Below are 23,275 nucleotides of genomic sequence, written 5' to 3' on the forward strand. Positions count from 1 at the left end.
GTCGTCGGACTAGCGGTAGTCGCTGTAGCCGTAGTCGTCCAGCGGCACCGCGGCGCCGGTGGCCTGGCCGAAGTCCGGGCTGTAGTACTGATCCTCGTAGGACGGGATCGTGTACGCGGCGGCCCGGGCTTCCTCGGTCGGCTGCACCTGGATGTTGCGGTACCGGTTGATGCCGGTACCGGCCGGGATCAGCTTTCCGATGATCACGTTCTCCTTCAGACCGTTGAGCTTGTCGCTGCGGCAGTTGATCGCCGCATCGGTCAGCACTCGCGTGGTCTCCTGGAACGACGCCGCAGAAAGCCACGAGTCGGTGGCCAGCGACGCCTTCGTGATACCCATCAGCACCGGACGGCCGGCGGCGGGCTCGCCGCCCTCGGCCACCACCCGGCGGTTCTCCGCCTCGAACTCCGCACGGTCGATCAGCGAACCGGGCAGGAACTCCGTCGAGCCCGAGTCGATGATGGTGACGCGGCGCAGCATCTGGCGAACGATCACCTCGATGTGCTTGTCGTGGATCGACACACCCTGCGCGCGGTAGACCTCCTGCACCTCGCGGACCAGGTGGATCTGCACCTCGCGGGGGCCCTGCACGCGCAGCACCTCGTGCGGGTCGGCCGAGCCTTCCATCAGCTGCTGGCCCACCTCGACGTGGTCGTTGTCGGAGAGCACCCGCTCGGAACCGTCTTCGTGCTTGAACACCCGCAGCCGCTGCCGCTTGGAGAGCTTGTCGTACACGACCTCCTCGCTCCCGTCGTCGGGAACGATGGTGATCTTGTAGAAGCGCTCGCCCTCCTCGAGACGGACCCGCCCGGTGACGTCGGCGATCGGCGCCTTACCGCGCGGGATGCGGGCCTCGAACAGCTCCTGCACGCGGGGCAGACCGCCGGTGATGTCCTCACCGACACCACCCTGGTGGAAGGTACGCATGGTCAGCTGGGTACCGGGCTCACCGATGGACTGCGCGGCGACGATACCGACGGCCTCACCGATGTCGACGAGCTTGCCGGTCGCCATGGACCGCCCGTAACAGGTCGCACACACACCGGTTCCGGTGGTGCAGGTCAGCACTGAGCGCACCTTGATCTGGGTGATGCCCGCGGCCAGCAGGGCCTCGATCGACGGGTCACCCAGGTCCTCGCCGCGCGCGACGACGACGTTGCCGGCCTCGTCGACCGCGTCGGCACCCAAAGTCCGTGCGTACGCCGAGGTTTCGATGTACGGGTCACGGATCAGCGTGCCGTCGGGCTGACGCTCGGCCAGCTCGACGATGATGCCCCGCTCGGTCTCGCAGTCATGCTCGCGGACGATGACGTCCTGGCTGACGTCCACCAGACGACGGGTCAGGTAACCCGAGTCGGCGGTACGCAACGCGGTGTCCGCCAAGCCCTTTCGAGCGCCGTGGGTGTTGATGAAGTACTCCAGCACGGTCAGGCCCTCGCGGAACGACGACTTGACCGGACGCGGGATGAACTCACCCTTCGGGTTGGTCACCAGACCCTTCATGCCGGCCAGCGTTCGCGTCTGGGTGAAGTTACCCGTGGCGCCCGAGTCGACGATCGTGATGATCGGGTTGTCGGCCGGGTAGTGCTCACGCAGCGCCTGACCGACCTCGTCGGTGGCTTCCTTCCAGATCTCCACCAGCGCCTCGTTGCGCTCGTCGTGGTTCAAAGCACCACGCTGGAACTGCTTTTCGACCTTCTCGGCCCGCTCCTCGTACTGGTCGAGGATCTCCTTCTTGCGCGGCGGCACGAGCACGTCGGCCATCGACACGGTGACACCGCTGCGGGTCGCCCAGTAGAAACCGGCGTCCTTGAGCTTGTCCACGGTCTGCGCGACCACGATCATCGGGTAGCGCTCGGCCAGGTCGTTGATGATCGACGCCTGCACCTTCTTGTGCATCTGCTTGTTCACGAACGGATAGCCCACCGGCAGCAGCTCGTTGAACAACACCCGGCCCAAGGTGGTCTCGGCCATCCAGGCATCGCCGGGCTGCCAGCCGCCCGCGCCGAACAGTTCGGCCTCGATCTCGGCGGGCGGCCGCAGCTGGGTCAGCCGCACCTTGATCTTGGCCCGCACCGACAGCACGCCGCGGTCCGACGCCATGATCGCCTCGGCCGGCGAGGAGTACACGCCGACCTCGGGCTCGTCCTTGGCCGCGGCCTTGAATTCGCCCAAGGCGGCGTCGACCTCGGTGGTCAGGTAGTACAGCCCGGTCACCATGTCCAGACGCGGCATGGCCAGCGGGCGGCCCGACGCGGGCGACAGGATGTTGTTCGAGGACAGCATCAGGATGCGGGCCTCGGCCTGCGCCTCGGCGGAAAGCGGCAGGTGCACCGCCATCTGGTCACCGTCGAAGTCGGCGTTGAACGCCTCACACACCAGCGGGTGCAGCTGGATTGCCTTGCCTTCCACCAGCATCGGCTCGAAGGCCTGGATGCCCAGCCGGTGCAGGGTGGGTGCGCGGTTCAGCAGCACCGGGTGCTCGGCGATGACCTCTTCGAGGACATCCCACACCTGGGGACGCTGACGCTCGACCATGCGCTTGGCGCTCTTGATGTTCTGCGCGTGGTTGAGGTCGACCAGCCGCTTCATCACGAACGGCTTGAACAGCTCGAGGGCCATCAGCTTGGGCAGACCGCACTGGTGCAGCTTGAGCTGCGGGCCGACCACGATGACGCTGCGGCCCGAGTAGTCGACGCGCTTACCGAGCAGGTTCTGACGGAACCGGCCCTGCTTACCCTTGAGCAGATCGCTCAGCGACTTCAGCGGGCGGTTACCCGGCCCGGTGACCGGGCGGCCGCGACGACCGTTGTCGAACAACGCATCCACGGACTCCTGCAACATCCGCTTCTCGTTGTTGACGATGATCTCGGGCGCGCCGAGGTCGATCAGCCTCTTGAGGCGGTTGTTCCGGTTGATCACGCGGCGGTACAGGTCGTTCAGGTCGGACGTGGCGAACCGGCCACCGTCCAGCTGAACCATCGGGCGCAGCTCCGGCGGGATCACCGGGACGGCGTCGAGCACCATGCCCATCGGGGAATTGCCCGACTGCTGGAAGGCGGCGACCACCTTGAGCCGCTTGAGGGCGCGAAGCTTCTTCTGCCCCTTGCCGTTCCGGATGACGTCGCGCAGGATCTCGGCCTCGGCGTCGATGTCGAAGTTCTCGATCAGCTTCTGGATCGACTCGGCACCCATGGCGCCGGTGAAGTATTCACCGAAGCGGTCGATCAGCTCGCGGTAGAGGTTCTCGTCGACGATCAGCTGCTTGGGGGCCAGCTTGGTGAAGGTCGTCCAGATCTCCTCGAGCCGGTCCAGCTCACGCTGGGCCCGGTCGCGCAGCTGACGCATCTCGCGCTCACCGCCGTCGCGAACCTTGCGGCGCGCGTCGGCCTTGGCGCCCTCGGCCTCCAGCTCGGCCAGGTCGGCCTCGAGCTTCTGGGCGCGGGCCTCCAGGTCGGCGTCGCGCTGGTCCTCAATGGCCTTGCGCTCCACCATCATTTCGGCCTCGAGCGTCGAGAGCTCGTTGTGGCGCATCTCGTCGTCGACCGAGGTGATGACGTAGGCGGCGAAGTAGATGATCTTCTCGAGATCCTTCGGCGCCAGGTCGAGCAGGTACCCCAGCCGCGACGGCACGCCCTTGAAGTACCAGATGTGCGTGACGGGCGCGGCCAGCTCGATGTGGCCCATCCGCTCACGACGCACCTTGGCGCGGGTCACCTCGACGCCACAGCGCTCACAGATGATGCCCTTGAAGCGGACGCGCTTGTACTTGCCGCAGTAGCACTCCCAGTCGCGAGTCGGTCCGAAGATCTTCTCGCAGAACAGGCCGTCCTTCTCCGGCTTCAGCGTGCGGTAGTTGATCGTCTCCGGCTTCTTGACCTCGCCGTAAGACCATTGCCTGATGTCCTCCGCGGTGGCCAGACCGATTCGGAGTTCATCGAAGAAGTTGACGTCGAGCACGTAACTCCCTTTCCCCTTGCGGGTTTAGTAACTGAAAACGTTGTTAGGCGAGGTCCTCAACGGACGCGGATTCGTTGCGGGACAAGTTGATTCCCAGGTTCGCCGCGGCCCGTTCGAGGTCCTCGTCCTCGCCTTCGCGCAACTCGATCGCCGCGCCGTCCGAGGACAGCACCTCGACGTTGAGGCACAGCGACTGCAGTTCCTTGAGCAACACCTTGAAGGACTCGGGGATACCCGGCTCCGGGATGTTCTCGCCCTTGACGATCGCCTCGTACACCTTGACCCGGCCGACGGTGTCGTCGGACTTGATGGTCAACAGCTCCTGCAGCGTGTAGGCCGCGCCGTAGGCCTGCATGGCCCAGCACTCCATCTCACCGAAGCGCTGGCCACCGAACTGTGCCTTACCACCCAGCGGCTGCTGGGTGATCATCGAGTACGGACCGGTGGAGCGGGCGTGGATCTTGTCGTCCACCAGGTGGTGCAGCTTCATGATGTACATGTAGCCGACGGTCACCGGGTACGGGAACGGCTCGCCGCTGCGGCCGTCGAACAGCACCGACTTGCCATCGCCGTCCACCATGACCTCGCCGTCGCGGTTGGGCAGCGTGCAGGACAGCATGCCGGCCAACTCCTCCTCCTTGGCGCCGTCGAACACCGGCGTCGACACGATCTGGTCCGGCTGCGCGTGCCGCAGCTCCTCGGGCAGGTTCACCGCCCATTCGGGAGATCCGTCGATGTTCCAGCCGGACTTGGCGACCCACCCGAGGTGGGTCTCCAGGATCTGGCCGATGTTCATCCGTCGCGGCACCCCGTGGGTGTTCAGGATGATGTCCACCGGCGTGCCGTCCGGCAGGAACGGCATGTCCTCCTGGGGCAGGATCTTGCCGATCACACCCTTGTTGCCGTGCCGTCCGGCCAGCTTGTCGCCGTCGGAGATCTTCCGCTTCTGGGCCACGTAGACGCGCACCAGCTCGTTGACGCCGGCCGGCAGCTCGTCGTCGTCCTCGCGGGAGAACACCCGGATGCCGATGACCTTCCCGGACTCGCCGTGCGGCACCTTCAGCGAGGTGTCGCGGACCTCGCGGGCCTTCTCACCGAAAATCGCCCGCAGCAGCCGCTCCTCCGGGGTCAGCTCGGTCTCACCCTTGGGGGTCACCTTGCCGACCAGGATGTCGCCGTCGCGGACCTCGGCGCCGATGCGCACGATGCCGCGCTCGTCGAGGTCGGCCAGCACCTCGTCGGAGACGTTCGGGATGTCCCGGGTGATCTCCTCGGCGCCCAGCTTGGTGTCGCGGGCGTCGATCTCGTGCTCCTCGATGTGGATCGAGGTGAGCACGTCCTCCTCAACCAGACGGTTGGAGAGGATGATCGCGTCCTCGTAGTTGTGGCCCTCCCACGGCATGATCGCCACGAGCAGGTTCTTGCCCAGCGCCATCTCGCCGTTCTCCGTGCACGGACCGTCGGCGATCACCTGGCCGGCCTCGACGCGGTCGCCCGCGTCGACGATCGGCGACTGGTTGGCGCAGGTGCCGTGGTTGGACCGCTCGAACTTGCGCATCCGGTAGGTGTGGCGGGTGCCGTCGTCGGCCATCACGGTGATGTAGTCGGCGGAGACCTCCTCGATCACCCCAGCCTTCTCCGCGACGACGACGTCGCCGGCGTCGATCGCGGCGCGCAGCTCCATGCCCGTGCCCACCAGCGGCGCCTCGCTGCGCACCAGCGGAACCGCCTGGCGCTGCATGTTGGCACCCATCAGGGCACGGTTGGCGTCGTCGTGCTCGAGGAACGGGATCATCGCGGTGGCCACCGACACCATCTGGCGCGGCGACACGTCCATGTAGTCCACCTCGGACGAGGGCACGTACTCGACCTCGCCCGCCTTCCGGCGGACCAGGACACGGGACTCCTCGAACCGGCCCTTGGCGTCGATCGGCGAGTTGGCCTGCGCCACGACGTGGCGGTCCTCCTCGTCGGCGGTCAGGTAGTGGATCTCGTCGCTGATCACACCGTCGACCACCTTGCGGTACGGCGTCTCGATGAACCCGAACGGGTTGACCCGGGCGTAGGTCGCCAACGAGCCGATCAGACCGATGTTGGGGCCTTCCGGGGTCTCGATCGGGCACATGCGGCCGTAGTGCGACGGGTGGACGTCACGGACCTCCAGGCCGGCGCGCTCACGGGACAGACCGCCGGGGCCCAGCGCCGACAGGCGGCGCTTGTGGGTCAGCCCGGACAGCGGGTTGTTCTGGTCCATGAACTGGCTCAGCTGGCTGGTGCCGAAGAACTCCTTGATCGCGGCGACGACCGGCCGGATGTTGATCAGGGTCTGCGGCGTGATCGCCTCGACGTCCTGAGTGGTCATCCGCTCGCGGACGACGCGCTCCATCCGCGACATGCCGACCCGGATCTGGTTCTGGATCAGCTCACCCACGGTACGCAGGCGGCGGTTGCCGAAGTGGTCGATGTCGTCGGTCTCCACCGGGACCTCGGTGCCACCGGGAACCGTCATCGTCGGCTGGCCCTCGTGCAGGCGCACCAGGTACTCGATCGTGGCGACGACGTCTTCCTCGGTCAGCGTCGAGCTCGTGATCGGCGCGCCGACGTTCAGCCCGAGCTTCTTGTTGACCTTGTAGCGGCCGACGCGGGCCAGGTCGTAGCGCTTCTCCTTGAAGAACAGGTTCTCCAGCAGGGTCTGCGCGGACTCCTTGGTGGGCGGCTCGCCCGGACGCAGCTTGCGGTAGATGTCCAGCAGCGCCTCGTCGGTGCCGGCGGTGTTGTCCTTCTCCAGCGTCGACATCATGATCTCGGAGAAACCGAACCGCTCGGTGATCTGCTCGTTGGTCCAGCCGAGCGCCTTGAGCAGCACGGTGACCGGCTGGCGGCGCTTGCGGTCGATGCGCACGCCGACGGTGTCGCGTTTGTCGACGTCGAACTCCAGCCACGCGCCCCGGCTGGGGATCACCTTGACGCTGTGCAGCAGCTTCTCGGTCGACTTGTCGATCGTCTCGTCGAAGTACACACCGGGCGAGCGGACCAGCTGGCTGACCACCACGCGCTCGGTGCCGTTGATGATGAAGGTGCCCTTCTCGGTCATCATCGGGAAGTCACCCATGAACACCGTCTGGCTCTTGATCTCACCGGTGTTGTTGTTGATGAACTCGGCCGTGACGAACAGCGGCGCCGCGTACGTCATGTCCTTGTCTTTGCACTCGTCCACCGGCGCCTTGACCTCGTCGAAGCGCGGGTCGGAGAACGACAGCGACATCGATCCGGAGAAGTCCTCGATCGGCGAAAGCTCCAGGAGCACCTCTTCGAGGCCGCCCACCGGGGTGACCCCCGCCTTGCCCTCGCCGCGGGCGGCGGCCGCCTCGCGCCAGCGCGGCGCGCCGATCAACCACTCGAAGGCGTCGATCTGCACGTCAAGCAGACCCGGAACCTCGAGGGGTTCGCGGAGCTTGGCGAAGGAGACTCGGTTGGGGGCTCCAGGCACGGAGCCGTTTGAGGAACTTCCGTTAGAGGAACTTTGTGGGCGATCCGTCTTGCTCTGGCGGAAATCAGCCAAGATGCATCCTTCCAGCACCTCGTGCGACTCACGAAGGCCGGGACCACCGGCCAGCTCGCCGCGAATTGTGTCGGTTCGGCCGGCGAACGATCTGTCCGGATCTCACGCACGCAACTAAAGAACTAAGCCACGTAGGGAGGCTCAGGCTTAGACCACGGTGTCAGGTGGCGGGTGAGGTGGGCAGGAGGTAGCCAGCGCAACGTCCAACAATAGCGCAGGACTGCGCATTCCTCAACTTCCCAGCACCGAGAGCCCAGGGACATCGGCGCTGGCTGGCGACCTCGACTTCCCGTGGATTCATGCTGCCCAACAGACTGGCTCGTTTAGGGCCCGTCGTCAAGAGGGCAGGCCGCCGTGTTACGCGGAGTTATCGCGGAACCCTGCGGCCCCGGGGCGCTAGCCGCCGAACTCGTTCGCCCGGTACTTGTGGGTGCCTTCGAGGTCGTCGAGGATGGCGGCCTGAGCGGTCTTGGGCAGGGTGTGCAGGATCTCGCGCACCCGGGCCTGGCGGCGGGCGACGGCCTTGCGCTCGGGCATCCCGGGCGTGGCGACGATCTGCGGGGGCACACCCTCGATCTCCTCCACACCGCCGGCGTGGTGACCGGCATCGATCATGGCCTGCTCCTCGGCCATGGTCGCCTCGTCCTTTTCCTCCGACATGCCGATCGGCCCGATGCGGCGGCCGTTGAGGAACTGCCGCACGACCGGCTCGTCACTGGTCAGCAGCACCTCGCGGGGACCGAACATGACCAGCTTGCGGCGGAACAACATGCCCATGTTGTCCGGCACGGTGCGGGCGATGTTGATGTTGTGCGTCACGATCAGCACCGTGGCGTCGATCTGCGCGTTGATGTCGAGGATGAGCTGACTCAGGTAGGCGGTGCGAACCGGGTCCAGACCCGAGTCCGGCTCGTCGCACAGGATGATCTGCGGGTCCATCACCAGAGCACGGGCCAGGCTGGCACGCTTGCGCATACCGCCGGAGATCTCACCGGGGAACTTCTTCTCGTCGCCCCCGAGACCGACCAGGGTCAGCTTCTCCATGACGATGTCACGGATCTCGCCTTCCTTCTTCTTGGTGTGCTCGCGCAGCGGGAAGGCCGCGTTGTCGAAGAGATTCATCGAACCGAACAGCGCGCCGTCCTGGAACATCACGCCGAACAGGGTGCGGATCTCGTAGAGCTCCTTGGCCGAGCACTGCAGGATGTCGGTGCCGTCGATGACGACCGAGCCGCGCTCGGGGCGCAACAGACCGATCAGTGACTTCAGGAAAACCGATTTGCCGGTACCCGACGGCCCCAGCAGGACGCTGACCTCCCCGGCGGGGATTTCCAACGTCACGTCTTCCCAGATTCTCGAGGAGCCGAAGGACTTGGTAAGTCCATTCACCTCGATTGCGACGCCCATGGGAAATCCTTCCGTCGAGACTTGTGCCCGCCACCTGCCCTTTTGTGTGGCATGAGTCACTGTAGCGCACGCCTGCCACACGGCATCAGGGTTGCGGAACACAGCGGGGAAAAATTGGCCGTCCTGAGATCAGCCGGAAGCCCCGATGGCACAACTTATTTGACGCACGTGTTAGCCAGCGGGCGCCCAGTTGCCGTGGAATCCCATCGGCACCCGCTGGGGCAGATGCACGGTGGCGACGCGCTCGAGCGTCTGCGCGTCCAGTAACACCAGTTGCCCTTCGGCGGACTCGCGGTGATAGCCGAATCCCATGAGGACGCCGTCATCTTCGGCGCGCGCCGTGGGGTTGGGCACAAAGGACATCTCGCCGAGCAAAAGGCCCGCATCGAGATCGGCGGCGACGCTGGATCCGCTCGCGTAGTCGTGCTTGTACACGGCGGTGGACATCTCGGATTGGCCGCCGGACAGGTAGCCGCCCTCGGTGCCGATGGTGTAGCCGAACCGGTGCCGTCCGCCGAGCAGACTCTCGTTGATGCGCGGGAATTCCTGTGGGCGATCGTCGCGGCGTTCGCTGCTCACCGCTCCCGTGGTCAGGTTGACGGTCCAGCGGTCCAGCGTCGGCCGGCTGTCGCCGGGGCCGCGCAGGTCACGGTCGAACATCCGCGAGTAGCGCACCACGTCGAGCACCAAAACCTCTGCCCCGTCGCGCATTTCGGAATATGCGTTCAGCGGGTGGTAGACGTAGCAGGGCTCGATGTCGAACCAGCGAATGTCTTCGTTGTTGCCCTCGCGCGGCATGACCCCGATGCGCGCCTGATAGTCAGGGTTCCAGCGATACGGCATCCGATTGATCGGCTCACGATTGCGGTTCAGTGCCGTGGTCATCGGAGAGGGTAGCCGCACCCGCCCGATGAGCGACTGCATCACCAGCCGGGCCGGCAGGCTCAGCCACCGGGGCACGGTCGTCGGCATCACCTGAACGGCGTCGAACGTGACCGGCAGGTCGTAGATGACCACGTACTTGTCGGTCAGCGAGAAGTCGTGCATCATCGGCGACCCGCCGACCTCGATGTCGACCGTGCGCCGGGCGCGGCCGGCGGTGTCGATGACCGAGTACTGGACGGTCCGGCCGCGGGTGAACGAGTAGGACACCGCGTGCAATTCGCCGGTCCTCGGGTCGGCGTGCGGATGGGCGGTGTACCCCCCGAACAGGGTTCCATCGAAGTCGCAGGACCCCTCGGTGTCGAGCTCGTCGGTCAGGCGGTAGTTCGCCCCGCCCCCCTCGACGAGCGCCAGCGTCTGGCCGGCGTGGCTGAGCACGTTGGTGTTGGGGCCGACCGAGAGCATGCCGGCCCGCGGGTCCAGCCCGCCGGGTTCGGACTCGCCGAGTTCGGCGCAGACGTGGGCGGTGCGCACCCAGCGGTTGCGATACCAGCGGGCCTGCCCGTCGCGCAGCGCTACCCCGTGCACCATGCCGTCGCCGCTGAACCAGTGGTAGACCGCCGGGTCCACCTCGGCGACGGGATTGGGCCCGTTGCGCAGGTAGCGCCCGTCGAGGTGGTCGGGGATGCGCCCGGTGACCGTGAGGTCGGTGGCGGTGACCTCCGCACTCACCGGCGCCAGGAAGTCCTCGAGGTAGGGGTTGCCGGGTTTGGCGGTTGTCGTGGTCGCCATGGCTGAACTCCTATAACATCGTTATTTCAGCGTTATTGGCACGCTACGCCCCCGATGGGAAGATGGCAACGATGACTTCAGACGTTCGGCACGGTGTTCGCCAGGACATGCTGTCCGCGGCGGTCGACCTGCTGCACGAGCACGGCCCCGACGCGCTGCAGACCCGCAAGGTGGCCGGTGCCGCGGGCACCTCGACGATGGCGCTCTACACCCACTTCGGCGGGATGGGTGGGCTGATCGCAGAGGTGGCCGAGGAGGGCCTGCGGCAGTTCGACGCCGCCCTGGCCGCGCCCGAGACCGGCGATCCGGTCGCCGACCTGTTCGTCATCGGCGCCGCCTACCGGCGCTACGCGATCAAGCGCCCGCACATGTACCGGCTGATGTTCGGCAGCACCAGCGCGCACGGCATCAACGCGCCCGCCCACAACGTCCTGACGCTGACGATCGGCGAGATCGAGCGGGGTTACCCCAGCTTCGCGCACGTCGTGCGCGCGGTGCACCGATGCGTGCAGGCCGGGCGTATCGGCGCCGGCGCGGCCGACGACGACGCGGCGGTGGTGGCGATAGCGGCGCAGTTCTGGGCGTCGATCCACGGCTTCGTCATGCTGGAACTGGCCGGCTATTACGGCCAGGACAGCTCGGCCGTCGTCCCGGTGCTGGGTTCGATGACGTCGAACCTGCTTGTGGCCCTGGGGGATTCACCCGAGCGGGTGGCGCGGTCGCTGCAAGCGGCGATGCACGCCCACTGAGCGCACGTAACCCCCGGGATCTGCCTCCCGGGGGTTACGCGCAGTGACTTACTTGACGGTGACGGTGGCGCCGGCGGCCTCGAGCTTGGTCTTGGCCTCGTCGGCGGCCTCCTTGGCGACCTTCTCCAGCAGCGGCTTGGGCGCGCCGTCGACCAGGTCCTTGGCCTCCTTGAGGCCCAGGCCGGAGACGATCTCGCGGACCACCTTGATGACGCCGATCTTCTTGTCGCCGGCGGACTCGAGGATCACGTCGAATTCCGACTGCTCCTCGGCGGCCTCGGCGGGCGCACCACCGGCGGCCGGACCGGCCGCGGCGACGGCGACCGGGGCGGCCGCGGTGACCTCGAAGGTCTCCTCGAACTTCTTGACGAAGTCGGAGAGCTCCAGCAGCGTCATTTCCTTGAACGCGTCAAGCAGGTCGTCAGTAGACATCTTTGCCATGGGTGTGGGTCCTTCCTTGTTTTTCCAGGTTCCGGGTTGGGTTGTTATTCGGCTTCGGCTGGGGTTTCCGCAGCCTCAGTGGGTGCTTCCGACGCTGGTTCCGGGGCGGGTTCGGCGGCGGCAGGCGCTTCGGAAGCTGCCGGCCCCGCTGGTCCCTCCGCGGCCTTCTTCTCTTGCAACGCGGCCGCGAGCCGGGCCACCTGCGACGCCGGGGCGTTGAACAGCCCGGCGGCCTTGGCGAGGTTGCCCTTCATCGCGCCGGCCAGCTTGGCCAGCAGCACCTCGCGCGACTCGAGGTCGGCGATGCGCTCGACCTCGGCGACCGTCAGCGCGCGGCCGTCCATGTAGCCGCCCTTGATGACCAGCGCCTTATGCTCCTTGGCGAAGGTCTTGATGGCCTTGGCGGCATCGACCGGCTCGCCGGTGACGAACGCGATGGCCGTCGGACCGGCGAAGAGTTCGTCGAGGCCGTCGACCCCGGCTTCCGATGCAGCCCGCTTGACCAGCGTGTTCTTGGCCACCGAGTAGGTGGCCGATGCACCCAGCGAGCGGCGCAGCTCGGCCAGGTTGGCGACCGTCAGACCGCGGTACTCGGTGACCAGGGCCGCGGTCGATTCCTTGAACTGCTCGGCGATGTCCGCAACGGCGGTGGCCTTGTCAGCCCTGGCCATGCCTACCTCCTGAAGTGAAGTCATGCGACGTGTCGTCTCGATTCCCCCGAAAAACGACGGACGCCCCGGCGCAGGATGCGGCCGGGGCGTACAAACTCGCCGGCGCGAGCCGGCGTTGGTGCCTCGTCCTCCTGCGTGGGCCGCCGAGATACTCCCGGACCTTCAACCGATTGCTCGGTGACCGACGGTCTTCGGTGGAACGGCTAACACAATAGCGTGGCCTGCGCGTTCCACCAAAACGGCGACCTCAGCTGATGGCTCAGATGACGGCGAGGGTCAGCAGGACGAACACCGCCAGCAGCATGATCACCCGCACCCGGTGCCGCCGATCCCACCGGGCCGCGAGTTCGCGGGAGAGCTCACCGGTGGCCGGCCATTTGGCGATGCGATTGTTGATCGGCACCAGCGTGGTGACCGTCAGCAGGACGACCACCGCCAGCAGGCCGGCGGCGACGCCGTACAGCCAGTCGTCCGGCGTACCCCGCTCCTTGATGGCGAGCGCCACCAGGAGCAACAGGCTCAACGCGTACCAGAACGGCATTGTCGTGCCCAGCGCTCGGGCGGCGCCGCCGCGGGCCGCACGGAAGGCGTCGTCGGGCAGTCGCGCGATGAGCGGGTGGAAGAACACCGCCACCGCCAGTTCCACGCCCACCATCAGTCCCGTGATCACGACCGCGAGCGCGTCGATGCTGTGGTTCATGTCAATGACTGTGGCGGTTATGCTGACAAATATCAAGGTACTGACAAATTAGTCAGCGTAGGGAGCGTCCGATGGCCGTATCCAAGAAGGAAACCGGCGACTGCCCGATCGACGCGGCGCTGTCGGTGATCGACGGCCGCTGGAAGGGCACGATCCTCTGGCGACTGTGCGACGGGCCGATGCGGACCGCCGAACTGCGGCGCAGCATCCCGGGCATCACCGAGCGCATGCTGATCCGGCACCTGCACGAACTGGTCGACGCCGGGATCATCGAACGCCACGACGCCCGGACCGTGCCACCGTGCGTGCACTATTCGATTTCCGAGTACGGCATGACGCTGGGCCCGGTGCTGGAGAGCCTGTGCGACTGGGGCCGAAAACACCTGCAGCGGGTCAGCTGAGGGCCGCGAGCCGGGCCGCGCCGATCAGGCCGGCGGCACCGCCGAGCTCGCCGGGCACCACCCGCAGCCCGGACAAGAAGTCCAGCCCCGCGTAGGCGGACAGTTTGGCCCGCAGGGGGTCGAAGAGCAGCGGCCCGGATTTGGCCACCCCTCCCCCGATCACGACGAGGTCCAGATCGCAGACCGCGCCGACCGAGGCGATCATCGCGGCGAGCGCGTTCGCCGATCGATGAAACGCCCGCTGGGCCAACGGGTCTCCGGCCACCGCCGCGAGGGCCAGGTCGCTGGCGCCCGCGCCGGGCGGCGCCGACCACCCATTGTTTCGCGCCCAGCGCACCATCCACGGCCCGGACGCCACCGTCTCCACACAGCCGTGGCCGCCGCAGGTGCACGGCGACCCGTCCAGCTCGACCACGACGTGCCCGACGTGTCCGGCGTTGCCGGTGCGCCCGGCGTAGGGGACGCCGTCGAGCACCAAACCGCCGCCCACCCCGGTGGAGACCACCATGCCCAACAGGAACCGGGCGTCGGGTCCCACGCTGCGTCCCGCCCCGATCCAGTGCTCGCCCAACGCCATGCACACACCGTCGCCGCCCAGCACCACCGGCAGCCCCGGCACCGCGGCGGCGACCTTGTCGCGCAACGGGAAACGGTCCCAGCTCGCGATGTTGATCGGGCTGACCGATCCGGTGCGCAGATCGATCGGTCCGGCTGAGGCGATGCCGACCGCGGCGATCGGAACCTCCGCTGCCCGCACCGCGTCGGCGATCATCGCTGCGACGACGGCCCACACGTCGCCGGCGACGCTGGTGGCCGGGGTGGGGCGGATCGCGGTGTACACCAGCGCGCCCGCCGAATCGACCAGCGCGGCGGCGATTTTGGTGCCGCCGATGTCCAGGCAGAGGGTGACCATGGCACTCAATGTCGGTGGGTGTTGTCGGGTTGACGGGGATCGCCGGGATGCTCGTAGCCCGGCGCGAGCCGCACCAGCTCGGCGCGGCGCGCCTGCAGCCACAGTCGGAAGGCGCGGCGGCGCGCCGCGGCGCGCAGATGTTCGGCGATCACCGGCCGCACCTGCGCCAGCGGCGGGCCGGCCAACGCCGTTGTACGCCAGCCGTTTTGATCCTGCCGGGCCGCGGCGAACCGCAGCGGGTTGCGGGCGTGATAGGCGGCCACCTCGTCGTCGGTGACCCGCACGGCGGCGGTGACGTCGGCAAACAGCGCCCGGGCGCGCGGATCGGCCAGCACGGCCGCGGCGACACTGCCGATCTCGAGCCGCGCGGTCACGTCGGGCAACAGCTCCGCCTCGGCCGGCGCCCCGCGCGGGCCCAGCCCGCGCGCGTCCGCCTCGGCCGCGACCACCCGTTGGGTCACGACGAGTTGGGTCAGCCAGCGTCGCAGTTGGCGGCCCTCGCTGGTGCCGGCGGCCGGCAGCGCGCCCGCTCCCCGCGCGGCGCGCAACCGCCTTTCGGCCGCGTCGATCTCGGCGCGCGGCACGGGGATGCCGGCGACGGTCGCGACCGCGTGGCCGCTCATGTCACCGTCACCCGGACCGCGGGCGAGTAGACCAGCCGCCCCGCGCAGCCGATGCGCACCAGCGCCCACCACTGGCCGGGTTCCAGCCAGGCCGGCGGGGTCACGCGGAACCGAACGTCGACGGTGCCGCGGGCGGGCAGGACCGCGCCGAGCGCGGCGGGGCCCATCCACTCCCACGTGCCCCAGGGGCTGATCAGATGCGCCTCGAGCGACAGGTCGGCGCGGCCGTGGGTGCCGACGGTGACGGTCAGGTCGCCCGCTTCGCCGGGCCGCAGCGTGACCTCGCCGGGCCCATCGGCGAGGTAGACCAGCTCGCCCGGGTCGACCGGTCCCCCGCCCACCGCGACGACGCACACGTCCTCGACGCCCTGGCGCCAGGGAGCGGGGATTCCCTCCCCGGTGAGGCGCAGCTCGGCCCGGACGGGGTAGAGACCCGGTTCGGCGCTCGGCGGGATCGACACCACCACGTCGGCCTCCAGGTGGTCGCCGCTGCACAGCGTGACGGGCAGCTCGGCGGGCGCGGCCGACCAGCCTTCGGGGCATGCGAGGGCGACCCGGCCGCGCAGCGTGGCGTCGCTGCAGTCGCTGGCCGCGGTGAGGCGCAGCGTCAACGCGGCGCGGGGCTGCGCGCTGATCAGCTGCGGGTGCAGGTGGGCGACCGCCGGCAGCCCACCGAGCGGCGCCGGGCCGCGGTTGTGCAGCCAATAGCGCGCGTAGAGCGGCTGGGCGGCCTCGGCGTGCGGCGCCAGGGCGACGGCGTCGCACAGCGTCGCGGGCATGTCGAATCGGGCCCGCACGGTCGCCACCTGGTACCCGTGCAGGTCGACCACGTCCAGGCGCCCGGTGGGCGTCTCCAGGAGGTCGGCGCTCCGCAGGTCGCTGATCGCCGCGAAGTCCGAACCGAGGGCCACCCGCGCGCCCGCCCCGGTCGTCTCCACCAACCGCAGGGCGACCGCGTTCGGGTCGAGCGGCGCGGCGCTGCCCGCGGTCAGTGGCTCGCCGGCCGCCTTGAGGGCCGCCAGCTGCACCGAATCGGCCGGCTCCACGCGCAGCAGCGCACCGGCCGTCGGCAGCGCACCGGGCCGCCGGCCGCCGGCGACGGCGAGCAGCGGCTGCGCGAAGTGCGCGCTGCGGGTGGGGATGTCCGCGCGCCGCCAGTCACCGTCGCCACTGACCAACGCGTAGTCGAAATCGTGGGTCCAGTGCTGCAGCGCGAAGTTGGAGCCGTCCGGCGCGGTGCGGCGCGGGTCGTCGATCCAGATGCCCGACGGCCAGCCGGTGCAGGAGCGCATCAGCGCGGTGTGCAGGGTGCCCTCGGCATCGACGGCGAAGCTGGGCACCCCCCGATTGAGCAGGGCGACGGTGCGGTCGTCGAACGCGTCCGTCCCCGACGCGGGCTGCTGCGCGACGGCGATCTCGGCGTCGCCGAGGTCCTCGGCCAGCGCGGCGATCTCCGCCCGCAGGTCGTCGTCGTCGCGGCCGTCGATCACCAGCACCGGCAGCGCCCGCACCGGACGCAGGTCGGCGCCCGGCACCCACACCGCGGCCAGCGGCGTCTCGGCCGGCACCCACACCCGGGCCCGGCCGGTCGCCGCCAGCTGGCGGTCAACTTCCTCGGCGTACACCGGATCGGCGTGTGCCAGCACCGCGTCGGTGAAGGCGTTGCGGGCCGGCCCGCCCAGCGCAATCCGCACGTCGGGCAGGTTGGAATCCACCTCGAGGTGGCCGTAGCGCGGCTTGTCCGCCGCGCTGCAGGTGGCCGTGACTCCGGCGCGGACCAGCGCCACCATCAGCTCGCGTGCCAGCGGCCCGGACACCGTCTCGGCCGGCGACACCACCTCGGCGACCGAGATCGCCCGCACGCCCGCCCCCGAGACCCGGACCCGGGCCGCCGAGGACAGGCCGAACCAGCCGTACGCCGGGTTGTCCAGCGCCCAGAGGTGCCGGGCGGCGTCCACCGAGCGGGCGCCACCGGGGGCGTCGTGCAGCAGCGCGAAACCCCGGCCGACGACGGCGTCGCCCACTTCGCTGACCGGCATGGCGCCCGGCACCGGGCATGGCCAGCGCAGCCGCACCAGCTGATCGGCGCCGGTGAAGTCGTCGAGGGTGGTGCGACAGTCCACCCGCGCGACGCCTCGCCACAGCGTCAGGGTCTGGGTGTAGCGCAGCAGCGTGCCGATCCGGCCGCGGACCACCACCCGCTCGCCGACGGGCCCGCGGAAGGCCTGCACCCGCGCCGGGGACTCCGTCGAGCACACCACCGGCCCCTTGGGCAGCAGATGCCACGGGCCCTCGCCCTGCGTTGGGTGCGACGGGTATTCCTCGTAGACGGCGAGCTCGTTGCCGACGCGGCCGTCGGCGATCAGCTCGCGGCCGCCCTGGCCAGAGAAGTCGACCAGCGACGCGACCGCCCCGCCGCGGGCCGCGTCGACCTCGAGCCGGTAGTGCTCGTTGGCGATCACCGATCCCGGCATCGGCTCCCAGCCGGTCGCGCGGCCCGCTTTGTCCGCGGGAGCCAGCCGGTAGGCCCGCCAGCCCAACGACGGGACGTCGCGGGCCAGCCAGGTGACCGAGCTCCCGTCGTGCTCGACCAGCGCGGGCAGTTCGGCGCCGTCGGCGTCCAGCACCCGCACGCCCGCGCGCAGCCGCGGATCGACCCGGGCGGTGACGAGGTCGGTGCGCGGGTGGGCCAACGGGTTCCACACGATCACGTCACCGTCGATGGCCCCGGACAGCAGGGCCAGCGAGGAGTCGCGGGTCGCGCGGCCCAGCTCCCACGCGTCGCGCCAGCCGGTCAGCAGGTCGAGGTAGACCTGATCGGATTCCGAGCCGGTGATCGCGTCGTGGTGCGCGCCGTAGGCCAGCTGCACCCACGCCTTGGCCAGGGCCGCATGCGGGTAGTCGGCGCCGGTCATCAGCGCGGCGAACACCGCGAACCGCTCGGCCTCCAGGACGGCGTTCTCGGCGGCCCGGTTGGCCTGTTTGGTGTCGATGTAGGAGACGTCCTTGCCCGTGTAGATAGGGTTCATGTCGCGGGTCTGCGGCGAGGGTTCTCGAGGCGCGCCGCGCCCATGCGCCAGCTCGGCGCGCACCGCCGCGAAGAACTCGCGCGGCAGCGCGCACACGAACCGCGGCCAGGTGTAGCGGGCCGCCCAGTCGCGATGGATCGCGGTGACCCAGGCGTTGGGCGGCGTGTAGTCGGTGCCGACGGGCAGCAGCACGTTGCGGGTCAGCGCCACCTTTTTGAGCTGATCGAACAGCTCGTAGGTGGCGTCCTCGGCCTCGCCCAGTGACGCCGCGGAATCCATCCACCAGCCGGCCGAGTAATGCGCGGGCATGTAGTGGGTGAGCAGGCCGCGACCCGACGGCGAGATCCACTCGAACTCGCTGCAGAACTGCATGCCCCCCAGGCCGCCGTCGCTGTGCGTCGGGCCCCACTGGTGGTGCGGTCCCCGGGCCCACGAGCTGGACGTCAGGCCGGCGTCGGCGGCCAACCCCGGGAACTGCGGATCGTGGCCGAAGACGTCGAGCTGCCACGCGGTCGCCGGGTCAGCACCCAGGACGTGGCGCTGAAAGCCCATGCCGTGCACCAGGTTTCGGATGGTGGTTTCCGGGCTGGTGAGGTTGGTGTTGGGTTCGTTGTAGGTGCCGCCCATCACCTCGACGCGGCCCTGCGCGATGAACCGGCGCAGGTCGGCGCGGTCCTCGGGTCGGGTGTCCCAGTACGGCTTGAGGTAATCCACCTCGGCGAGCACGAACTTGTACTCGGGCTCGCGGCGCGCCACCTCCAGGTGTGCGTGCACGAGCTCGAAGGCGTTGGCCTGCCGGGCCCGCCCGGGCGGATCCTCGGTCCATTCGCTGGTGTAGGCGCCTTGGGTGTTCCACCACACCGGGTCGTAGTGGAAGTGGCTGACCATGAACATGGTCCAGCCCGGCTCGGCGACGGTGAACTCGAACGTCTTGCGGGTGCGGCCGACGTGCACCCGCGCGGACCGGCGCTCGCCGACCACCGGGCGCCGGACGTCGACCGGGACCTCGATCACTTCCCGGCCCGCCTCGGCGACGATCTGTCCGCTCAATCCGTCGCCGTCGATGCGGACCGGCGTCGGCTCGGCGCAACCCGAGACCGTGACCCGAACCAGCTGCAGCGGTGCGTCCGGCGGCCCCACGAAAAGCTCGGTCGCCTGCGCCGAAACCAGCTGCATCCCCGCACTTTACGGCGTCGGGGCGAACTACGATCGGACAATGCCCGCCCTCGCCCGGCCGGTGGCCGACGAACGCAGTGCCCTGCGCGAATTCCTCGCGTTCCACCAGAGCGCGTATTTCGCCGCTGCGTACGGCCTCACCGACGAACAAGCCCGGTCCACGCCCTCGGTCAGCGCGCTGTCGATCGGCGGGCTGGTCAAGCACGCCACCGGGATGCAGCGCAGCTGGATGGCGCGCGTCGCCGCCGCGCCGGACGCGCCGCCCAAAGACACCCGCCCGTTCGAGCAGATCAGCAAGGAATTCGCCGACCAGCACGTGATGGGCCCCGACGAGACGCTGGACGGGCTGCTGCGGGCGTTCGAGGCGCAGAACGCGGAGTCGCTGCGGCTCGTCGAGACGGCGGACCTCGACGCGGCGGTGCCCGTGCCCCGCGACATCCCCTGGTTCCCCGAGGACCAGCAGGCGTGGTCGGTGCGCTGGGTGATCCTGCACGTGATCAACGAGCTGGCGCGGCACGCCGGGCATGCCGACATCATCCGCGAGACGATCGACGGCGCCACGATGTTCGAGCTGATCGCCGGGGTCGAAGGCTGGGCGATCCCGGGGTGGGTGCAGCCGTGGCGAGGCGGGGAGCGGCCCCGGTAGAGATTGGGACTTGCCAGTACCGATTTGGCAGACTGCTGGAATGAGTTCTACCAAGCATCGAGAGGTGGCCAAGCTCGACCGGGTGCCGTTGCCGGTCGAAGCGGCCCGGGTAGCGGTGACCGGTTGGCAGGTCACCCGCTCCGCCGCTCGCATCCTCACCAAGCTGCCGGGCCGGGGTCCGTGGCAGCAGAAGGTGATCAAGCAGCTCCCCCAGACCTTCGCCGACCTGGGACCGACGTACGTCAAGTTCGGGCAGATCATCGCGTCGAGCCCGGGAGCGTTCGGCGAATCGCTGTCCCGGGAGTTCCGCGGCCTGCTGGACCGGGTGCCGCCCGCCGACTCCGGCGAGGTGCACAAGCTGTTCATCGAGGAACTCGGCGCCGACCCGTCCGAACTCTTCGCGAGCTGGGACGAGGAGCCGTTCGCCTCGGCGTCCATCGCCCAGGTGCACTACGCGACCCTGCACAGCGGCGAGGAGGTCGTCGTCAAGATCCAGCGGCCGGGCATCCGCCGCCGGGTCGCCGCCGACCTGCAAATCCTCCAGCGCTTCGCCCAGGCCGTCGAGGTGGCCAAGCTGGGCCGCCGGCTGTCCGCACAGGACGTCGTCGCCGACTTCTCCGACAACCTGGCCGAGGAGCTCAACTTCCGACTGGAGGCGCAGTCGATGGAGGCGTGGGTGGCGCACCTGCACGCCTCCCCGCTGGGCCGCAACATCCGGGTGCCGCAGGTGTATTGGGACTTCACCAGCGACCGGGTGCTGACGATGGAGCGGGTGTCCGGCATCCGCATCGACGACGTCGCCGCCATCCGCAAGGCCGGGTTCGACGGCGTCGAGCTGGTGAAGGCGCTGCTGTTCTCGCTTTTCGAGGGCGGGCTGCGGCACGGGTTGTTCCACGGCGACCTGCACGCGGGCAACCTCTATGTCGACGATCAGGGGCGCATCGTCTTCTTCGACTTCGGCATCATGGGCCGCATCGATCCCCGCACCCGGTGGCTGCTGCGCGAATTGGTGTACGCGCTGCTGGTCAAGAAGGACCACGCCGCGGCCGGCAAGATCGTGGTGCTGATGGGCGCCGTCGGCACGATGAAGCCCGAGGCCGAGGCGGCCAAGGACCTGGAGCGCTTCGCCACCCCGCTGACGATGCAGACGCTGGGCGACATGTCGTACGCCGACATCGGCCGGCAGTTGTCGGCGCTGGCCGACGCCTACGACGTCAAACTGCCCCGCGAGCTGGTGCTGATCGGCAAGCAGTTCCTCTACGTCGAGCGCTACATGAAGCTGCTGGCGCCCAAGTGGCAGATGATGTCGGATCCGCAATTGACGGGGTATTTCGCGAACTTCATGGTCGAAGTCAGCCGCGAGCACTCCTCCGACGTCGAGGTATAGGGGCGTGCAGGTCCGCACGGGACACGCCCTATCGGGCGAGCTGAAGCTGTACTACGAGGACATGGGCGACGTCGACGACCCGCCCGTCCTGTTGATCATGGGACTGGGAGCCCAGCTGCTGCTGTGGCGGACCGCGTTCTGCGAGAAGCTGGTCGATCGGGGCCTGCGCGTCATCCGGTACGACAACCGCGACGTCGGCCTGTCCAGCAAGACCGGGCAGGGCAGCTCGGGGCAGCCGCTGGCGACGCGGTTGGTGCGGTCCTGGCTGGGCCTGCCCAGCCAGGCGGTGTACAAGCTCGAGGACATGGCCGACGACGCCGCGGCCGTGCTCGATCATCTGGGCATCGACCGCGCCCACATCGTCGGCGCGTCGATGGGCGGCATGATCGCCCAGATTTTCGCGGGCCGATTCCGCGAGCGGACCCAATCCCTGGCGGTCATCTTCTCCAGCAACAACGCGGCCCTGCTGCCGCCGCCGGCGCCGCGCGCGTTGCTGGCGCTGCTGAAGGGGCCACCGCCGAACTCGCCGCGCGAGGTGATCGTCGACAACGCGGTGCGGGTCGGCAAGATCATCGGCAGCCCGCGCTACCGGGTGCCCGACGAGCAGGCCCGCGCCGAGGCCGCCGAGGGATACGACCGCAACTACTACCCGCAGGGCGTGGCGCGGCACTTCGCGGCGGTGCTGGGCAGCGGCAGCCTGCGGCGCTACAACCGCGGCACCGTCGCTCCCACCGTGGTGATCCACGGCCGGGCGGACAAGCTGATGCGGCCCTTCGGCGGCCGCGCGGTGGCACGGGCCATCGATGACGCCCGATTGGTGTTATTCGACGGGATGGGTCATGATCTGCCACAGCAGTTGTGGGATCAGGTGGTCGGCGTCCTGACAAACAATTTCGGCAAGGCGCGCTGAGCCAAAAAGCATTCTGCAGAAACATTTCCCCGCATTTTCAGTCCAAGGCGGCGGGTTGTACGGTTGTCAAAGGAGGGTGGGTGTAGCGATGGTCAAGCTGGAGCCGTATTACGAAGAGTCGCAGGCGACCTACGACATTTCGGACGACTTCTTCGCGTTGTTCCTCGACCCCAACATGGTGTACACCTGCGCCTATTTCAAAGACGACGACATGACGCTGGAACAGGCACAGCTGGCCAAGCTGGATCTGGGACTGGACAAGCTGAACCTGGAGCCGGGAATGACGGTCCTCGACGTCGGGTGCGGCTGGGGCGGGGCGGTCGTCCGTGCGCTGGAGAAATACGACGTCAACGTCATCGGCATCACGCTGAGCCGCAACCACTACGCGTGCACCAAGGCGAAGCTGGCCGCGATCCCGACGACCCGGCGGGCCGAGGCCCGGCTGCAGGGCTGGGAGGAATTCGACGAGCACGTCGACCGGATCATCAGCTTCGAGGCCTTCGACGCGTTCAAAAAGGAACGCTGGCCCGCATTCTGGGATTGGGCCTACGAAACCCTGCCCAACGACAGCCGGATGCTGATGCACAGCATCTTCACCTACCCGCAATCGCACTGGAAGGAAGTCGGCATCAAAATCACGATGACCGACCTGCGTTTCCTGCACTTCCTGGGCAAGGAAATCTTTCCCGGCGGGCAGATGTGCGGCGAACCCGACATCGTCGACCTTTCGCGAGCCAGCGGTTTCTCGCTCGAGCAGACGCAATACCTGCAGCCGCACTACGCCCGGACGCTGGACACCTGGGCGGCCAACCTGGAGGCCAATCGCGAACGCGCGATCGCCCTGCAGTCCGAAGAGGTCTACGACCGCTTCATGCGCTACCTCACGGGCTGCGCGGGATTGTTCCGCAAAGGCATCTCCAACGTGGCCCAGTACACGCTGACCAAGTAGCGTCTGCGGAAAAGTAGAGTTCGCCTACGCGGTCGGGCCCGCGACGCGCACTCGCACCCTTAGGAAGCGATGCCTCG

At 68.6% G+C, this 23,275-nt stretch carries 16 protein-coding genes; 6 read left to right on the forward strand and 10 right to left on the reverse strand.

All coding sequences use genetic code 11. The features are described from left to right. Positions 1 to 9: 9 nt before the first annotated feature. From G6N26_RS13810 to G6N26_RS13825, 4 genes are all read right to left on the reverse strand, one after another. Entirely contained in the window at positions 10 to 3,960 is a 3,951-nt protein-coding gene (locus G6N26_RS13810) for a DNA-directed RNA polymerase subunit beta' (RefSeq protein ID WP_067166215.1), read from the reverse strand. A gap of 43 nt (positions 3,961 to 4,003) precedes the next feature. Then, positions 4,004 to 7,522: a DNA-directed RNA polymerase subunit beta gene (gene rpoB / locus G6N26_RS13815; protein ID WP_095577809.1), complete on the reverse strand. Its 3,519-nt coding sequence runs from the start codon at positions 7,520 to 7,522 to the stop codon at positions 4,004 to 4,006. Between the two features lie 396 nt (positions 7,523 to 7,918). After that, on the reverse strand, positions 7,919 to 8,929 hold the full coding sequence (locus G6N26_RS13820) for an ABC transporter ATP-binding protein (RefSeq protein WP_067166209.1): 1,011 nt from the start codon (positions 8,927 to 8,929) through the stop codon (positions 7,919 to 7,921). A gap of 171 nt (positions 8,930 to 9,100) precedes the next feature. After that, positions 9,101 to 10,603 (reverse strand): carotenoid oxygenase family protein, encoded by a 1,503-nt coding sequence (locus tag G6N26_RS13825; RefSeq protein ID WP_083018529.1) that lies wholly within the window; start codon positions 10,601 to 10,603, stop codon positions 9,101 to 9,103. 62 nt (positions 10,604 to 10,665) lie between these two features. On the opposite strand from G6N26_RS13825, the gene G6N26_RS13830 reads away from it, so the two are divergent. Then, complete coding sequence (locus G6N26_RS13830) at positions 10,666 to 11,352, forward strand: TetR/AcrR family transcriptional regulator (RefSeq protein WP_139799156.1); 687 nt, start codon at positions 10,666 to 10,668, stop codon at positions 11,350 to 11,352. 48 nt (positions 11,353 to 11,400) lie between these two features. Here G6N26_RS13830 and rplL read toward each other — a convergent pair whose 3' ends face one another. The 3 genes from rplL to G6N26_RS13845 form a co-directional block, all read right to left on the reverse strand. Then, positions 11,401 to 11,793, reverse strand: coding sequence for a 50S ribosomal protein L7/L12 (rplL, locus tag G6N26_RS13835; protein WP_008260886.1), 393 nt, complete (start codon positions 11,791 to 11,793; stop codon positions 11,401 to 11,403). Between the two features lie 44 nt (positions 11,794 to 11,837). Beyond that, a complete protein-coding gene (rplJ, locus tag G6N26_RS13840) occupies positions 11,838 to 12,464 on the reverse strand; it encodes a 50S ribosomal protein L10 (protein WP_083018533.1) in 627 nt (208 codons plus the stop codon). Between the two features lie 259 nt (positions 12,465 to 12,723). Next, entirely contained in the window at positions 12,724 to 13,164 is a 441-nt protein-coding gene (locus G6N26_RS13845) for an anthrone oxygenase family protein (RefSeq protein WP_083018535.1), read from the reverse strand. Positions 13,165 to 13,235: 71 nt separating this feature from the next. Between G6N26_RS13845 and G6N26_RS13850 the strand changes: the two genes are divergently transcribed. Then, positions 13,236 to 13,565, forward strand: coding sequence for a winged helix-turn-helix transcriptional regulator (locus G6N26_RS13850; RefSeq protein ID WP_067171701.1), 330 nt, complete (start codon positions 13,236 to 13,238; stop codon positions 13,563 to 13,565). On the opposite strand, the gene G6N26_RS13855 is transcribed toward G6N26_RS13850, so the two are convergent. The 3 genes from G6N26_RS13855 to G6N26_RS13865 are packed head-to-tail and all read right to left on the reverse strand — an operon-like array spanning position 13,558 to position 19,306. Beyond that, positions 13,558 to 14,478, reverse strand: coding sequence for an ROK family protein (locus G6N26_RS13855; protein WP_083018537.1), 921 nt, complete (start codon positions 14,476 to 14,478; stop codon positions 13,558 to 13,560). The genes G6N26_RS13850 and G6N26_RS13855 overlap by 8 nt on opposite strands. Positions 14,479 to 14,483: 5 nt before the next feature. After that, positions 14,484 to 15,101 carry a DUF7158 domain-containing protein gene (locus G6N26_RS13860; protein ID WP_083018539.1) on the reverse strand — a complete coding sequence of 206 codons (618 nt, stop codon included), beginning with the start codon at positions 15,099 to 15,101 and terminating at the stop codon, positions 14,484 to 14,486. Further along, positions 15,098 to 19,306: a glycoside hydrolase family 38 N-terminal domain-containing protein gene (locus G6N26_RS13865; protein WP_083018541.1), complete on the reverse strand. Its 4,209-nt coding sequence runs from the start codon at positions 19,304 to 19,306 to the stop codon at positions 15,098 to 15,100. The genes G6N26_RS13860 and G6N26_RS13865 overlap by 4 nt, the downstream gene beginning before the upstream one ends. Positions 19,307 to 19,367: 61 nt before the next feature. Between G6N26_RS13865 and G6N26_RS13870 the strand changes: the two genes are divergently transcribed. The 4 genes from G6N26_RS13870 (at position 19,368) to G6N26_RS13885 (ending at position 23,198) form a co-directional block, all read left to right on the forward strand. Further along, positions 19,368 to 19,952 (forward strand): DinB family protein, encoded by a 585-nt coding sequence (locus tag G6N26_RS13870; protein ID WP_067174821.1) that lies wholly within the window; start codon positions 19,368 to 19,370, stop codon positions 19,950 to 19,952. Positions 19,953 to 19,992: 40 nt separating this feature from the next. After that, on the forward strand, positions 19,993 to 21,339 hold the full coding sequence (locus G6N26_RS13875; protein WP_067174809.1) for an ABC1 kinase family protein: 1,347 nt from the start codon (positions 19,993 to 19,995) through the stop codon (positions 21,337 to 21,339). Positions 21,340 to 21,400: 61 nt separating this feature from the next. After that, complete coding sequence (locus tag G6N26_RS13880; protein WP_263644567.1) at positions 21,401 to 22,249, forward strand: alpha/beta fold hydrolase; 849 nt, start codon at positions 21,401 to 21,403, stop codon at positions 22,247 to 22,249. A gap of 88 nt (positions 22,250 to 22,337) precedes the next feature. Continuing rightward, entirely contained in the window at positions 22,338 to 23,198 is an 861-nt protein-coding gene (locus G6N26_RS13885) for a cyclopropane mycolic acid synthase family methyltransferase (protein WP_067174792.1), read from the forward strand. The last annotated feature ends 77 nt before the right edge of the window (positions 23,199 to 23,275 follow it).

This window comes from Mycobacterium marseillense, from assembly GCF_010731675.1.
Classification (GTDB): Bacteria; Actinomycetota; Actinomycetes; order Mycobacteriales; family Mycobacteriaceae; genus Mycobacterium; species Mycobacterium marseillense.